This is a genomic window from Prevotella melaninogenica (genome assembly GCF_003609775.1).
Classification (GTDB): domain Bacteria; phylum Bacteroidota; class Bacteroidia; order Bacteroidales; family Bacteroidaceae; genus Prevotella; species Prevotella melaninogenica_A.
Map to the genome: position 1 here is coordinate 334426 of NZ_AP018050.1, position 15388 is coordinate 349813.

The window sequence follows — 15388 nt, forward strand, 5'->3', positions numbered from 1 at the left end:
TACTTGTGCTAAGGTATATTTATGACGTACTAATGAAAACTCTGTCCGAACAATTATAAAGTCTTCTCTCACAGAATCCACAGATGAACAGAAGCAGCAGAAGCACAGAAACCTAAAGGTCATTTGAAGACACAGACACGATGGATATACATTTGCAAAGCTGATCGGTGTATTCCAAGACCTTTAGGTCTCTGAGCCTTTTATTCAGCAAAAAGGAAATCTGCTCTTTCTGTTTATCTGTGTGTTCTGTGAGAGAATGAAAACACAAAATAAACTTTGCACTTTATGATTTGACTTTTAAACGTTAGTAGCTAATCAAAATTATGGCGTACTAATGAAAACTCTGTCCGAACAATTATAAAGTCTTCTCTCACAGAATCCACAGATGAACAGAAGCAACAGAAACAAAGACTATTTTCTCTCTCACAGAGTACACAGATGAACAGATGCAACAGAAGCACAGAGACCTAAAGGTCATTTGAAGACACAGACACGATGGATATACATTTGCAAAGCTGCTCGGTGTATTCCAAGACCTTTAGGTCTCTGAGCTTTTTACTCAGCAAAAAGGAAATCTGCTCTTTCTGTTTATCTGTGTATTCTGTGAGAGAATAAAAACATAAAATAGAAAAAGACTGAGGGGAAGAAGGCTTCAACTTGTGATTTGTAATAAAAAAATCACCACTCATAAATCAATAGATGCTCTATTAGCTTCCAATTAACGCCCAATTAGCTTGCAAAAGATGCCCTTTAAGACCCTTACTAACGCCCTTTTGAAGTCTTATTAAGCACCTTTTAGAAAACAACCTCATAACTACTTTATAACAAGATAGTTACAAAGGCAATAAATTTAGTGTTTTTAGGCATTTGACAAGCTGATTTCCTTACTCATAATGTAAAGAAAATTCAGAAGCGCAAGGCGTAAAAAGAATAAGATTAAGGCTTAGTTAGAATCCTAACTAAGCCTTAATTGTAGCATTATGAAAATACTTTTAGAGAGATAAAAGCATTAGTTACTTCTTGGATTTTGCTCTAAATTACCCTTATAGGCATTGATAGCCGACTGTGGTATGAAGTAAATCACACGATAATCAGTTGCTGGGATGTCAACCATTGGCTGATGAGGGCCAGGGAAACGACGAGTGAGGGTGTCGCCATTGCGGAACACATCGTAGCTGCGCTCTGCCTCAAACGCCAACTCTAACTGACGTTCTTTATCCACCAAAGTCTTTGCAGTAGCAGCAGTAAACTGAGCACTCGTATAGCTTCCACCCACGATCGCACGCTCACGAATCGTGTTCACGTCAGCCATTGCACTGGCGATATTACCCAATTTCACATTTGCTTCTGCACGATTAAGATACATTTCGTCAAGACGAGAGATGATAGGCGAATACAACTGATTCTCCTTACCACCCTGACGAGAGCACTTCACCACATAGAACATAGGATAAACGCGGTTGAGCTTCATCTGATAGTCAAGCACACCACGATAGGTATGTCCCTGATAAGTAATCGAATAAAGACGCTGTGCAGGGTCGATTGGGGTGAGAACAAGTGGAGTAGTGTGTCCCGTTCCAGTGGTATCACAAGTCAAACTATTGTCTGGCTGGCGGGTATAACGCAACTGTACGTAGTTGAAATTCACCTGATTGCCACTTGCATCATAGACATTCTTGATGAAACGGAAGACAGGGACATACTTATCAGTCTTGTCTTTTACATACTGTGGCTCAATGAATTGCGCACGAATATCGGTGTACTTCTTATTAAACCAGTCGTTCTGACCCGTCTCATTAAGCAAGTCAAGATACTTACCAGACGCATACATTTCGCCCCAACCCATACCGCCGATATTTGAATACATACCGCCGATGGTGTAATAATAATCCCAACCGGGGAACTCAGAGTCTACCCTTTTCACCACAAAGATGTTTTCAGGGTTGTTTTCTGGTTCGAGTGTGTTGCTAACGCCATAGTCCTTACGGCTCAACAGACTAAACTTACCAGAGTCGATTACCTTTGTTGCATACTCAACACTCTTCTGAGCGTAGGCAGTGTTAGGGCTTTCGTAAGTCCCACTCATATAGAGATAGATTCTACTCAACATAGCCCAAGCAGCCTCTTTAGAAGCAAAGATACAACGTTCTTCGCTGTGCAAGTCTTCTGTCATCAGCGAAGCCGCCTTCTCTAAGTCCTTAATCGCCTGCTCGTAAGTTTCCTTTACGGTAGAACGATTCGGCAACACAGTGTTTACAGGGTCGTCAGGTGTACCGTTAACGATAGGCATACCAAGGTTTGTATCGGGGTTTTGTGCGTATGGTCTACCGTATGCACGACAGAGATAGAAGTAAATCATGCCACGCAGATAGTAGCATTCGCCCAACTGCGTATCGGTGATTGCACTCTTCCCTTCAGGAACATCCTTGATAATATTAGATGCCTGCGCAACCACTTTATAGCTATAATCCCAGAAATTCTGCAATCGGTAGTTATTAGGCGTGCGCGAATAAGAGATAAACTCATAGAAAGCATCGGTGGAAGTACCACGAATCATGATATTATCTCCAGCATATTCGCCACAGCGATACATAGGGTCCGACCACGTTTTTAGGAATCCATAGCATCCATTCAGTAGCGATGGAAAACTCTCATCAATGTTTTTAGTCATGGTATCATCATCCATCATGTATTCAGGATGACGCTCTACGCTACACGATACCATTGCAATAGCTGCTAAGAGCAGCACATATATTTTTTTCATAGGGCAGATTCTTTATTTAGAAAGTAACGTTAACGCCAAGCATAAACTTGCGAACAGAAGGATAAACACCAGCGCCTGTTGAGATTGAAAGGGCTGTTGAGCGTTCGCCAGAAGCATTGCGACCACCATCGGCAGCAGGCAATTCAGGGTCAACACCAGAGTAATTGGTGATGCAGAAGAGGTTTTCACCACTGAGATAAACGCGCAGTGCCTTCACAATATCACTCTTAAGATTGAAGTTGTAACCCAAAGTAATTGAGCGAAGCTTCAAGAAGTCAGAGCTCTCTAAGTAGCGAGTTGATGCCTTGTTAGAGTTAGATGGGTTGTTATAGGCAGCAACTGGGTGTGTTGCAACGTCTCCCTTCTGTGCCCATCTCTTCCAACCTTTCTGCAAACTGAACTGATTACGATCGGTATATGCACCATCTGAGTCATACTCCTGACGTGAGTAGTTATAGATGTAAGCACCCAATGAGTAGCCGAAGACAGCATTAAAGTCGAAATTCTTGTATGTTAAGGTCGTTGAGAAACTACCGAAAACGGTTGGCGTAGCGTGTTTGTCAAGTGCTATTTGGTCAGCCTTAGCATAGTTGTTAGTAATAATACGATTGCCATTCGCATCAGTTGTGTACCATTGTGGCGCACCATTCTCTGGGTCAACGCCTGCCCATTCACGCAAGTAATAGGTATCTGCGCTCAGTCCTGGGCGTAACAACGTGTTGGTTGAACCAGCAATACCATCACCTTGGATAATCTGATCTCTACCGCTATACAGCTTCTTAATCTTGTTAGAGTTGGTAGAAAGGTTGGCATCAACGGTCCAAGTGAGGTCCTTAGCCTTGATGATATCTGCAGAGAGTGTCGTTTCAAAACCAGTGTTGGTAAGCTCACCAATGTTCTGCCAGATGCTTGTCACACCGATAACACCAGATATAGGCACAGCAAAGAGTAGGTTGCTTGTACGCTTACTATAGAAGTCGAAGGTCATACGCAGGCGTTTAAACATATTCAGGTCGATACCTACACCAGTGGTATAACTCTTCTCCCAAGTCAGTTTCTTATTGGCAAGCTGAGCGATGACAGCACCAGGAACCTCGTTATAGCTTGCACCTAAGCTGTAAAGTCCGTATTGAGGGTAGAGGCTGTTAGGGCGACTACCTACTGAACCAAACGATGCACGCACCTTCAAATAGTCAATGCAAGGCACCTTAAACCACTTCTCAGCCGTAGCAACCCAGCCACCACTGACAGAGAAGAAGGTTCCGTATGCAGCATCCGATCCAAAGTTACTTGCACCATCGGTTCTCAATGAGAGCTGAAGCAAATACTTATTAGCATAGTCAGCATTGAGGTTTGCGAAGAAAGACTGCACTGCCCACTCATATTTATTACCTCCAACAGATTCAGGTGTAGAGGTGATATCAAGTTGAGCAAAGCCCGGAACCAAACCTGTTCCATCGCTGCTATGATAACGATATTCACCATCATTGAACTCATAACCGAGCATTAAGAAGCCGTGATAATCACCGAAACTACGTGTCGCTTTCAGCAGTTGGTTGGTATATCGACGTGTGTTCGTACTCGTGCTTTCACTCACTCGACCCTTACCCTCTGCTCCTGATGTACGAGGATCAGAATAACTCTTATCGAGGTGGGTACTCCAACGATAGCTATTCACAGAAGAGAACGTAAGCCAATCAGTGAGATAGATATCAAAGTCGAAGTTGCCATTAAAGGCATAAGAATCGTACTTGCTCCAATTATACTGCAATTCGTAAAGATAGTTAGTAGAGTTACTATTCACCCATGACGATGATCTATTGCCAACAATCTTGCCCTCTTCATCGTAAGGGCTATCCCATGGCAGCATAGAATACATAGAATAAGTTGAGCGTTGGCGGTCGTCAATCACTCCCTTACTACCATTAAAGGATGGACGGATAGCTATCCAAGAATAAGGTTTGAAGTTCAGTTTCATCATGGTATTATATCGAGTGAAGTCGTATCCACGTACGGCACCATCCTCCTTATAGACACCACCAGTAAAGACAGCACTCAGTTTCTCGCCACCACTGTTAATAGCAAGGTCATAGTTCTGCACATTTCCCGTGTGTGTAGCTAACTTCCACCAATCGAAATTACTATCACGGAGCTTATCATTCCAACGTGGGAAAGCAATCTCTGCAACATTAGTAAACGACTTATAGTAGTCGTATAGCTCGGCACCATCCATCATCTTCACATTACCATTGTTCAGAGTTGAAACGCCCATCTTGGCAGAGAAGGTAATAGAAGTCTTACCAGACTTAGCCCCCTTGGTTGTCACAACGATAACACCATTGGCACCCTGCGAACCATAGATAGCTGTTGAGGCAGCATCTTTGAGTACGGTAAGAGTCTCGATATCGTTAGGATTAATGTCACCTGGGTCTTTACCGACAATTACTCCATCGATAACCCACAGCGGAGCAGTGCTACCGTTGATAGTAGACTTACCACGAACGATGATAGCACCAAACGAACCCGGCTTACCAGAACCCGGCATAACGTTCATACCCGGCACCTTACCCGTCAACATATTGGTGACATTAGCAGTCGTGATATTAGTAAGCTCCTTACTATCAATACTCTGCATAGAACCCGTCAGGCTGTTACGTTTCTGCGTGCTATAACCCACCACGACCGTTTCATTAAGCATTGTAGATGAAGAAACCATGCTTACGGTCATGTTGTTTTCAGCTCGCACCGTCGTTTTCTCATAGCCTAAGGACGTAATCACCAGCTCGTCACCAGCCTTTGCGTCGATAGAGAACTCACCATCAATGTTGGTAAGTGTAATTTTCTTCGTCCCCTTCACGGTGATACTGGCACTTATAACCGGTTCACCCGTACGTGAGTCGATAACTTTTCCTTTGATAACTGAGGCCTGTGCCTGTATGGTTACTGTCTGGGTGGCGTATGCCTTATGCACCGTATAAGGGCAGCACATAAGGGGCACTACCAACAGCAGCGACCTTCCAAGGTTAGTTTTTCTCATAGCTTTCATGCTTTAAAAGGTTTTTATATAATATTGCGTTTAGGTCTTTTGATTATAGAGACGCGCTTAGATTATTGATTGTTTAGATAAATGCAAATTTAAATTATTTTTTTTAAACCACATGTGTTTCATATTCTTTAACATGTATCTCCCATGACTTTTTTATTCTTCTTGTATCTAAGACACATAATAGTGCGTATTTTGTAGTGTGTACCTTATATAAAAAGCGGCACGAAAAGATTAAGTTGCTTCTGAAAACAAACATGAAACAACACATTGACAAGAAGGATAAAATACAAGGAAAAGAAGGATAGCATCTGATTAGTTGTAATAAAAAAATCACTAACAAAAAATCAATAGATGCTTAATTGGCTTCGAAAAGACGCCTAATTGACTTGTAAAAGATGCCCTTTAAGACCCTTACTAACGCCCTTTTGAAGTCCAAGTAAGCACATTTTGAAATGCAGTTCTGTAACGATTTGATTATCTGTTGGTTACAATACCCTGCTTTTAGCTGCTTTTTTAGGTAAAAAAGGGGCTAAAAGAGTGTATGAATTGTAAGGATTTTTCCAACATCCTACTGCTTAACAACTGAAGAAAAGAGGATATAAGAAACGCAAAAATTAGAACGAATTTCTTATTTCAATATAGTTCTTAAACAGCCATGAATGGCCCTCAGACAGGAGTTTTACCACCTCTGCACAGATGAAAAGACCTGCAATGACCGAGAGGATGAAAACAAAACTGAAACCAAAGAATATCCAGAGGTCGCCATCCGTGTATTTCTCCTGAAAACGACGAAGGCGTGAAGATGATTTAGTAACAAACTCACTGGTGCTTTCTGTCGCATTCTTCAAGGTTTCACCAGCCTGCTTAGACACGTGAAGGGCACGCTGAGAGGCCTCAACCAACTTACTTCTCATCTCGGCAAGCTTCTCTTTTGAAGGCGAACTGATGAGATTGGTTGAGACAGTAGGAAGATTCTCGGCCTTCTTTACTTCGATAGGTGAAGCCTCAGCCAAAGGAATAACGGAACGAGCACGAGTACGAAAAGACTTCGGCGCATCAAACCTACAGTTCAACACGTTACCACAATAGGGGCAACGATACTTCATTGTCCCATAGCTCTCAGTCTCAGCCACAAAGTCGCGACCACAGTTATTGCATTTGACAGTATATCTCATGATGGGAGCAAAATTATAAAAAAATGTTGAAAAGAAAGCAGGAAAGAGTGTTAATTCATAATTCAAAATTCATAATTCATAATTATGATTTGTCTTAATTCATAATCCAGAATTCATAATTCATAATTATGATTACTGTTGTAAACTGTGGTTTATTGCTATGAGTACCATGTTAACTTGTTTTCTCGTTTACTTGCTAAGAATCTGTGTTATCTCTGACCTTTAGGTCTCTGTGGCGTAAGCAATCTGCTCATCTGTGCCATCTGTGAGAGAGTGATTTGAGCTTTGAATATCCCTTTGAGAGTAATTATAATTGTGAGCTGTGACGTACTGATGATAACTTCATTCGAATAATTGTGGATTACCAACGATTTTTAAAAGGAGTACGCCAAGTTAACTAATATCGAGTTGCTGGATGCATGATACTTACCGTATGCGAGGTTCAACTTGAATTGCTCAAGGTTGATACCCGCACCAACGCTGAATCCAGCACCATGTGCACTGGCGTTATCAGACTTACCAATGGTCATTTCGTCTGCCTTACGGAAGTTGTAACCACCTCCAACCCAAATACTTTCAGACAATAAGATGTCTGCACCAAGGTTAAGATGATTGATAAAACGATAGTCGTAATGGGTAAGATCGACGAGCGTTGCCGATACTCTGACTGGGAGAGCAGCAAAAGTTTTACTCACACCGACCTGCACGTCAATAGGCATCTTACCATAATCCTCTTCGTAGGCCTTGATTTGTCCACCGAGGTTCTTGGCAACTAAAGATACTGACCATTGTCTTTCAGGCTCATACCAGTTAAGACCAAGATCAACACCCACTGCCATAGAGTTATAATTACCAATGTAAGAAGTGATGAACTTAGCCGTGATACCACCCATAAGGTTGCGTGCCAACTCGTAGGCAAAGATACCTTCAACAGCGATTTCGCTGGCATTGAAAGTACCCGTCTGTACGTTGTTCGCATCGACCTCCTTCATCTTTCCGTAGTTCATATACTGTACTCCACCTGCCAACGTAGCCTTCTCGCCCAATGCTTTGGTATAAGAAGCACCCATATAATGCGCCCCACGCATATAATTCATATAGCTGAGTCCCACCGTCTTATCGCTCACAGAAGAAGCCAAAGCAGGGTTAGAGAACATCAGTGAAGGGTCGTCCTCAATGATAGTAATATTCTCTCCGCCCAATGCCGCAGCGTGTGCACTCACTGGAAGACGTAAGAAGTTGTATTCAGTTTGACTCTCCTGTGCCTGCATTACAACCGCAAAAAGGGTGAACAGGAGGGTGAAAACGATTTTTTTCATTTAATCTAAATTAATTTCTCGGCAAAGTTACATCTTTTTCCGAATATCTTATTACTTTTGTCGTTGCAACTTATAATGTGGCGTTTTTGTGCCCATTATGGATTGTATAACGGCAGAAAAAGGTGTTTAGTATATCTTATCTTGGAAATAAAGAAGTCAAATAGAGCAGATTTAGAGAATAAGCGGTGGGTTGGTTTCCTATTGGGAATCATCGTTGCGCTGTCCTTCTTCTTTGTTGCCATAGAGTATAATGCAACGGGGAGTGACGATGATTCGGCTAATACTAAGGCCATCAAGAATGTCACACTCCATGATATGGATATGCTACCTGCCATTGACCAGCAAGATCTTGCTAAGACACAAGAGGACAAGAAACCAACGATGGAGGATCTGCTCAACCTCAAACGCCGTGATATTCCGAATAAGGTAACGCCTCACGATGCGGGAAGTATGAACGCAAACGATGAGAAGACGGGGGCACCACAGGTGAGTGATGAACCGATTATCATGCCTAAGATAACCACAACTCCTGAACCTCCGAAGGTGAAGGAAGAAGCAAAGAAGGAGATGGAGAAGATGACGGATGACAATTCCGACAAGGTTGTGGAACGCTATGATGATAAGGTTAGCAAACGAATCCTCTCCGAAACGCCAACACCTCCAGGTGGATGGGTGGAGTTTATGAAGTGGCTCACGAAGACGTTACAGTACCCTGCGGCTGCAAAGGAAAGCAAACTGCAAGGAACAGTGAATATAACTTTCATCATCAATGCCGATGGCACGGTGGATGATGTCAAAATAAAGAATGGCAAAGTGCCTGTTCTCAACGACGAAGCACTGCGCGTTCTCAAGACAATGGGTAAGTGGAAGCCGGGCATTGAGAAGAATAAACCATGCCGTTCGCTGATAGAAATACCGATTGTTTTCCAACTCTCATGATGCTTCCGAGCTATGAGAGAATATTTAAACGATGAATATAAAATAACTTTTAACTTCAACTCTATATGTACACTGCCGATGAAATTCTGAGTAAAGTAAACGAGTATATAAACAATCTCAGTTATGACCGTAAGCCACAAAGCTTGTACGAACCGATAAAATACGTCCTATCATTGGGTGGTAAGCGCATCCGTCCTACGCTGATGCTTCTTTCTTACAATCTTTTTAAGGACGATCCAGAAACGATTCTCTCACCAGCTTGTGCCCTTGAGACCTATCATAACTATACACTCTTGCACGATGACTTGATGGATGATGCGCCACTTCGCCGTGGACAGCAGACCGTTCACGTACGTTGGGATGCCAATACGGCTATCCTTTCGGGCGACTCTATGCTTGTGTTGGCCTTTGAAAGAATGGCACAGTGCGACAGCAAACACCTCAGTGAGGTGCTTCATCTCTTCACCATTACGGCACTTGAGATTGGTGAGGGTCAGCAGTACGACATGGAGTTTGAGAATCGTAATGACGTAAAGGAGGAAGAATACATTGAGATGATTCGTTTGAAGACCAGTGTTCTGTTGGCTTGTGCGATGAAGATTGGTGCTATCCTTGCTGATGCACCAGCTGAAGACGTAGAGAATCTCTATAAGTTTGGCGAGCAGATTGGTCTGGCTTTCCAGCTGCAAGACGATTACCTCGATGTCTATGGCGACCCAAAGGTATTCGGAAAGAAGGTGGGTGGCGACATTATCTGCAACAAGAAGACCTACATGCTCATCAATGCTTTCAACAAAGCAAACGCTCGTCAGCGTAAAGAATTGGAGAAATGGATTGGCTCTGAGAACTTTAATCACGAGGAGAAGGTGGCTGCTGTCACTAATCTTTATAATAGCATTGGCGTTGACAAGATGGCTATGGAGCGCATCAACTACTATTTTGATGAGGCAAACAAGTATCTCGCTGCAATAAACCTACCTGATGAACGGAAGGCAGAACTGTTAGCTTATGCGCAGAGGATGCTGCATAGGAAGTGGTGAAGCCTCCCCCGACCCCTCCGAAAGGAGGGGAGCCCAAATAGGATAAAGCCCCACCCCGACCCTCCCCGAACGGGGAGGGAGGCAAATAGGATAAGGTTAGGAAAATCATCAACACCCAACATTCAACACCCAACACCCAATAAACACTTCATCAACACCCAATATTCAACACCCAACACTCATCACCCAACACCTATGATCATAGATACGCACGCACATTTAGACGTTGAAGACTTTGCTGACGACCTGCCAGCGGTAATCAGCCGTGCCCATGAAGCGGGCGTAGGAAAGATATTTCTGCCTGCTATCGACCTCAAATCAGTGGATACTGTATTGGCTGTTTGCCGACAGTTTCCTGATACCTGCTATCCAATGATTGGACTGCAGCCAGAGGAGGTGCGTGATGATTGGCGTGAGGTGTTGGACGCTATGCACGAACGAATCCTACTCTCGCTCCGTCAGAAGGCTGAGGGAACAGTAAAACCGGGTGAGACTGTCGTTGCGATTGGTGAGGTAGGACTCGATTTCTATTGGACACGTGAATACGAAAAGCAGCAACTTGCGGCCTTTGAAGAGGCTGTGAAGTGGAGTGTTGAGACTCGTCTTCCTCTGATGATTCACTGCCGTAAGGCACAAAACGAGATGCTACACATCATGCGTCCGTATGAGAAGGAGCTGCCAGGTGGTGTCTTCCATTGCTTTACTGGTAATCAGAAGGAGGCTGAGGAGTTCCTACGTTTCGACCGCTTCGTGCTTGGTGTCGGTGGTGTATCAACCTTTAAGAGCAGTCATCTACGCGAAGACTTGCCCGCAGCCGTCCCTCTTGACCGCATCGTCCTTGAGACCGACAGTCCTTACATGGCACCTGTTCCTCATCGTGGTAAGCGCAACGAGAGTGCCTTCATCGTTGAAGTTATGCGCACACTTGCCCTTAGTTATGGCGTTGATGAAGCCGAATTTGCCCGCCAAACCAATGAGAATGTACGTAGGGTGTTTGGTGATTTTTTGGGTGATAGGTGATGGATGTTGGGTGTTGATGATTTGTTAAGTTGTGGGTGATAATGAGTTTACAAACTATGGGTAGGGTGTTTGGTGTTGAATGATGAGTGATAATGAATTGACAAGCTGTGTGTAGCAATAAACATATCAAGCAATGGTAATCATAATTATGAATTATGAATTGTGAATTATGAATTAACAAAGTATTATGAATTAACAAAGTATATGAAGAAAATAACCATCGCCATTGACGGCTATTCATCTTGTGGAAAGAGCACAATGGCAAAAGACCTTGCCAAAGAGATTGGCTATATCTATGTTGATACAGGTGCGATGTATCGTTCTGTAACACTCTATGCCCTGCGTAACAACCTCTTCAATGCTGACGGAAGCATCCGTGAACAGGAGTTGCAGAAGCAGATGAAGAACATCAACATCAGTTTCCAATTCAATAAGGAGACTGGTCGTCCTGACACCTATCTCAATGGTGAGAAAGTTGAAAACGACATCCGTACGATGGAGGTGTCGTCACACGTAAGCCCTATTGCCACACTCGCTTTTGTGCGAAAGGCTCTTGTAGAACAGCAGCAGCGTATGGGTGCAGAGAAAGGTATCGTTATGGACGGACGCGATATTGGTACGGTCGTCTTCCCTGATGCCGAATTAAAGATATTCGTTACCGCATCTGCCGAGGTTCGTGCGCAACGTCGCTACGACGAGTTGAAGGCGAAAGGCATGGAAGCAGACTTTGCCGACATCCTCAAGAACGTACAAGAGCGCGACTATATCGACTCGCATCGTGAGACGTCACCCCTCCGCAAGGCTGATGACGCCCTCGAACTCGACAACAGTCAGCTAACAATTGCCGAGCAAAAGCAGTGGCTTTACGACCAGTATTGTAAGGCTGCTGAGGTATAACGAGCTAATAAAAAGTTATCCTTTTAGGTCCTTTCGTTAAAAGCGGTGTGACAAACGTATACGCAATTAACGAAAGGACCTATCTTTTTTATTCTTCAAAGCAGTCCTAAACACTATCAACAAGCTATCTCGCCTCATCCTTTCACACTGAAAACGACACATTCATAACATCGTTAAAACGACAACAAGGCTTTGAAAAATCATTACATAATTGCGATTAAAACCACGTATAAAAAGGCGAAAAACACCCGGAAAAACTAAGTCTGCAATCATCAGTAAATCAATTAGTTACCAAGTTACACAAGAAAAGGTGCTTAATAAGACTTCAAAAGGGCGTTAGTAAGGGTCTTAAAGGGCATCTTTTGCAAGTCAATTGGGCGTCTTTTAGAAGCTAAAAGAGCATGTATTGATTTCGAAGTGATAGAAAATAATTTACAAATACACGTTAAAAAGCAAGTCGTCATGATAGTAGCAAGCGAGAAAATGAACTAACGCAAGAAGCAATAAATCTATGATTTATGAATTAAGAAATACTAAAATCAACAGAATTATACAGTCTTCGGACCGCTATCTCAACTTAAAATGTTATCTTTGCATCTATGAAGTTTAAAAAGATAATACTGCTCATTGCCTGCATATTCTCTTTTGCAGGCTTAAAGGCACAATATACGATTCAATGTGAAGACACCTGCAGCCACGTTCATGGACTTGATATGAGCCATTATCAGGGTGATGTTTGGTGGGAAACAGTGGCTGAAAACAGCAATCATAAGCTCAATTATGTCTACTTAAAAGCCACTGAAGGCGGATCACGCATTGACCAACGCTACCTTGAGAATATCGAGGCTGCACGACGATGTGGTATGAACGTGGGGTCTTACCACTTCTATCGTCCTGCTGTTCCACAAGAGGAGCAGTTGCGCAACTTCCGCATGCAGTGTCGTCCACAAGACCAAGACCTCATTCCGATGGTAGACATTGAGACTACTGGAGGACTGAGCACGGAGGCATTACGCGATAGTTTAGACAAATTCCTTGTGCTTATGACAAAGGAGTATGGTGTCAAACCATTGGTTTACACCTATACAAACTTCTATAATAAACACCTTAGCGGTGCGCTTGACGGCTATTTGCTCTTCATTGCACAGTATAATGGACGTGAACCAGAACTGAATGATGGAAGAGATATCTTTGCTTGGCAGTACACAGGAAAGGGACGTATCAACGGCGTGAAAGGATATGTTGATAAGTCAAGACTGATGGGCAAACACAGTATGCGTGAACTACGATACCGACGAAGACGTTAGCTTCAACTCAAAGAGACAAGGAATAGATATTTATCCACACTACTATAATCTTACGTTAGACAAATGATTATCAAATGCCCTGAATGTGGCCATCAAGTGAGCGACAAAGCTCCTGTATGCCCAAGCTGCGGTGTAGAGATTGCCGGACATATCGTTAAATGTTCTAATTGCAGTGAATTATACCTCAAAGAGGAATCATCATGTCCGAATTGTCATCATACGGAAAGCCATACAGAGCCTTCCGCAGCTGCTGCTGAGCACCACACTAACGAGGCGACTAACGAAAATAAGATACAGGAACCAGTTGTTCTCATGTCTGTTGACACGGAGGAAACAACGGAGAATGATGATGTTATTATCCCAGTAGAGGAAACAGAGGAACACGTAACGGATAATTACAACGACAAGACACCAGATTCTTTTATTGAACCAGAGATGAAGGAAGAGGCGGTTGATGCCGATTTCATCATGGATGATGATGCTGACGAAGAAGTGATAGCCAATGCCGAAGCAGTAGCTGAGGACGAAGAGGAAAGTACTCCTGATAAAAACAATCATCTTTCATTGGCTGTATCTCTGCTCATCGCTGCTATCACTGCTGCCGTTTTGCTATTCCTCTATAACCAAGGAGTGGGCATCAGCAAGGCAAACAACGAGCAGGAGGCGTTCGCACAAGCAATTAGTAGTAGCGAACCAACTGTACTGACGAATTATCTGAAGGAGAATCCAACTGCTTCTAAGGCACATCGTGATAGTGTATCAGCTCGATTAAAGGAGTTGACAACTGCCACAGAGAGTATGCAACAAGCCAATAACGACTTGTCGGTAGCATTAGCAAGCAACTCAAAGGAAGTGTTACAGCAGTTCATTGCTAAATATCCAGACTCAAAGCATCGTGGTGAGTTTGAGGCTAAGATTGACGAGATGGATTGGGCACAGGCTGTAGCTAAGAATGATGAGAATGCTTATCTTGGCTATAAAGCACAGCACCCTAATGGTGTTCATAGCAAGGAGGCTGATGAGAAACTGAAGAAACTCTTAGCCCCTACAACTGCCGAACCAAAGGAAAAGACTGAGCCAAAACCTGCCCCAGTAGAGCCAAAGGTATCGGAGGGTGAACGCTCAAGAGCTGTCGCTGCCGTACGCCAACTCTTACAAGGTATTAATAGCAAGAGCAGCGACAAGATTGCAGGTGCTGTTGCTCCATCATTGAACTTCCTTGGTGCAGGTGGTTCTACATCAAAGGATATTCGTCGTTACATGACTGACAAACTTTATCAGGCTGATGTAAAGACTCTTAACTGGCACCTTGGTCCACCTGCTGAGGTAAGCAAGAAGAGCAATGATGCTGCAGAGGTTCGTATAAAGATTCCTGCAACACTGGATATCGAACGAAAAGGCGGTAAGTCTAAGCGTAGTTATGTCATCTCTGCAACTGTCAAAGATGGTAGAATAACCCAGATTAATTGGTAAATAGATTCAGGACTTACCCTTTAAGACAAATAAGTCATTAGCACTTAACAAGTTTTGTTTTATTGTCGAACAGATTAATTGCCTTTATTTCTAAGGAGTAATGATTTACTCCAAGACAGAAAGGCTTACAAAATAGCGACAATAAAACAAGACACTTAGGAAACAACGCAAAAACAAGAATTCTTGAAACATTGTGGTCTAATGACCGATTTAGGTTAAAACTTGCTGTCACTCCTGTCACTCATAGCAAGCTGATAAATGCCTACATTTCATTCATTTACACGAAATGTTAAAAGTGACAGCAACTCTTTTATAAAATTATCAAGTGATTTCTCTTAGTCTTTATATGAGAGATGTTAAATAGGACAGCAGCTCATTTTACAAACTATCAACACCCAACATTTAACA

Annotated in this window: 10 protein-coding genes; 6 read left to right on the forward strand and 4 right to left on the reverse strand. The window is 43.0% G+C overall.

The window, feature by feature from the left end; genetic code table 11:
- Nucleotides 1–1009 precede the first annotated feature (1009 nt).
- The 4 genes from PMEL_RS08190 to porQ all read right to left on the reverse strand — a co-directional run bounded on the left by PMEL_RS08190 (nucleotide 1010) and on the right by porQ (nucleotide 8304).
- Entirely contained in the window at nucleotides 1010–2764 is a 1755-nt protein-coding gene (locus PMEL_RS08190; RefSeq protein WP_120174871.1) for a RagB/SusD family nutrient uptake outer membrane protein, read from the reverse strand.
- A 16-nt stretch (nucleotides 2765–2780) separates the two neighbouring features.
- Nucleotides 2781–5810, reverse strand: coding sequence for a SusC/RagA family TonB-linked outer membrane protein (locus PMEL_RS08195; RefSeq protein ID WP_120174872.1), 3030 nt, complete (start codon nucleotides 5808–5810; stop codon nucleotides 2781–2783).
- A 614-nt stretch (nucleotides 5811–6424) separates the two neighbouring features.
- Entirely contained in the window at nucleotides 6425–6985 is a 561-nt protein-coding gene (locus tag PMEL_RS08200; RefSeq protein ID WP_120174873.1) for a hypothetical protein, read from the reverse strand.
- Nucleotides 6986–7359: 374 nt separating this feature from the next.
- Complete coding sequence (gene porQ / locus PMEL_RS08205; RefSeq protein WP_120174874.1) at nucleotides 7360–8304, reverse strand: type IX secretion system protein PorQ; 945 nt, start codon at nucleotides 8302–8304, stop codon at nucleotides 7360–7362.
- Nucleotides 8305–8445: 141 nt separating this feature from the next.
- Between porQ and PMEL_RS08210 the strand changes: the two genes are divergently transcribed.
- The 6 genes from PMEL_RS08210 (at nucleotide 8446) to PMEL_RS08235 (ending at nucleotide 14980) form a co-directional block, all read left to right on the forward strand.
- Nucleotides 8446–9243, forward strand: a complete 798-nt coding sequence (locus tag PMEL_RS08210) for an energy transducer TonB (RefSeq protein WP_172586776.1) — start codon at nucleotides 8446–8448, stop codon at nucleotides 9241–9243.
- A gap of 65 nt (nucleotides 9244–9308) precedes the next feature.
- Complete coding sequence (locus PMEL_RS08215) at nucleotides 9309–10283, forward strand: polyprenyl synthetase family protein (RefSeq protein ID WP_120174875.1); 975 nt, start codon at nucleotides 9309–9311, stop codon at nucleotides 10281–10283.
- Nucleotides 10284–10478: 195 nt separating this feature from the next.
- Nucleotides 10479–11303 carry a TatD family hydrolase gene (locus PMEL_RS08220; protein WP_120174876.1) on the forward strand — a complete coding sequence of 275 codons (825 nt, stop codon included), beginning with the start codon at nucleotides 10479–10481 and terminating at the stop codon, nucleotides 11301–11303.
- A gap of 204 nt (nucleotides 11304–11507) precedes the next feature.
- Entirely contained in the window at nucleotides 11508–12200 is a 693-nt protein-coding gene (cmk, locus tag PMEL_RS08225; protein ID WP_120174877.1) for a (d)CMP kinase, read from the forward strand.
- Nucleotides 12201–12799: 599 nt separating this feature from the next.
- Complete coding sequence (locus tag PMEL_RS08230) at nucleotides 12800–13507, forward strand: glycoside hydrolase family 25 protein (protein WP_120174878.1); 708 nt, start codon at nucleotides 12800–12802, stop codon at nucleotides 13505–13507.
- Nucleotides 13508–13570: 63 nt separating this feature from the next.
- Entirely contained in the window at nucleotides 13571–14980 is a 1410-nt protein-coding gene (locus tag PMEL_RS08235; protein WP_120174879.1) for a zinc ribbon domain-containing protein, read from the forward strand.
- Nucleotides 14981–15388 lie beyond the last annotated feature (408 nt).

Bases quoted from the DNA above. Each gene is read 5' to 3' on its own strand.
- PMEL_RS08190 (WP_120174871.1), bottom strand. From the start codon at position 2,764: ATGAAAAAAATATATGTGCTGCTCTTAGCAGCTATTGCAATGGTATCG.
- PMEL_RS08195 (WP_120174872.1), bottom strand. From the start codon at position 5,810: ATGAAAGCTATGAGAAAAACTAACCTTGGAAGGTCGCTGCTGTTGGTA.
- PMEL_RS08200 (WP_120174873.1), bottom strand. From the start codon at position 6,985: ATGAGATATACTGTCAAATGCAATAACTGTGGTCGCGACTTTGTGGCT.
- porQ (WP_120174874.1), bottom strand. From the start codon at position 8,304: ATGAAAAAAATCGTTTTCACCCTCCTGTTCACCCTTTTTGCGGTTGTA.
- PMEL_RS08215 (WP_120174875.1), top strand. From the start codon at position 9,309: ATGTACACTGCCGATGAAATTCTGAGTAAAGTAAACGAGTATATAAAC.
- PMEL_RS08220 (WP_120174876.1), top strand. From the start codon at position 10,479: ATGATCATAGATACGCACGCACATTTAGACGTTGAAGACTTTGCTGAC.
- cmk (WP_120174877.1), top strand. From the start codon at position 11,508: ATGAAGAAAATAACCATCGCCATTGACGGCTATTCATCTTGTGGAAAG.
- PMEL_RS08230 (WP_120174878.1), top strand. From the start codon at position 12,800: ATGAAGTTTAAAAAGATAATACTGCTCATTGCCTGCATATTCTCTTTT.
- PMEL_RS08235 (WP_120174879.1), top strand. From the start codon at position 13,571: ATGATTATCAAATGCCCTGAATGTGGCCATCAAGTGAGCGACAAAGCT.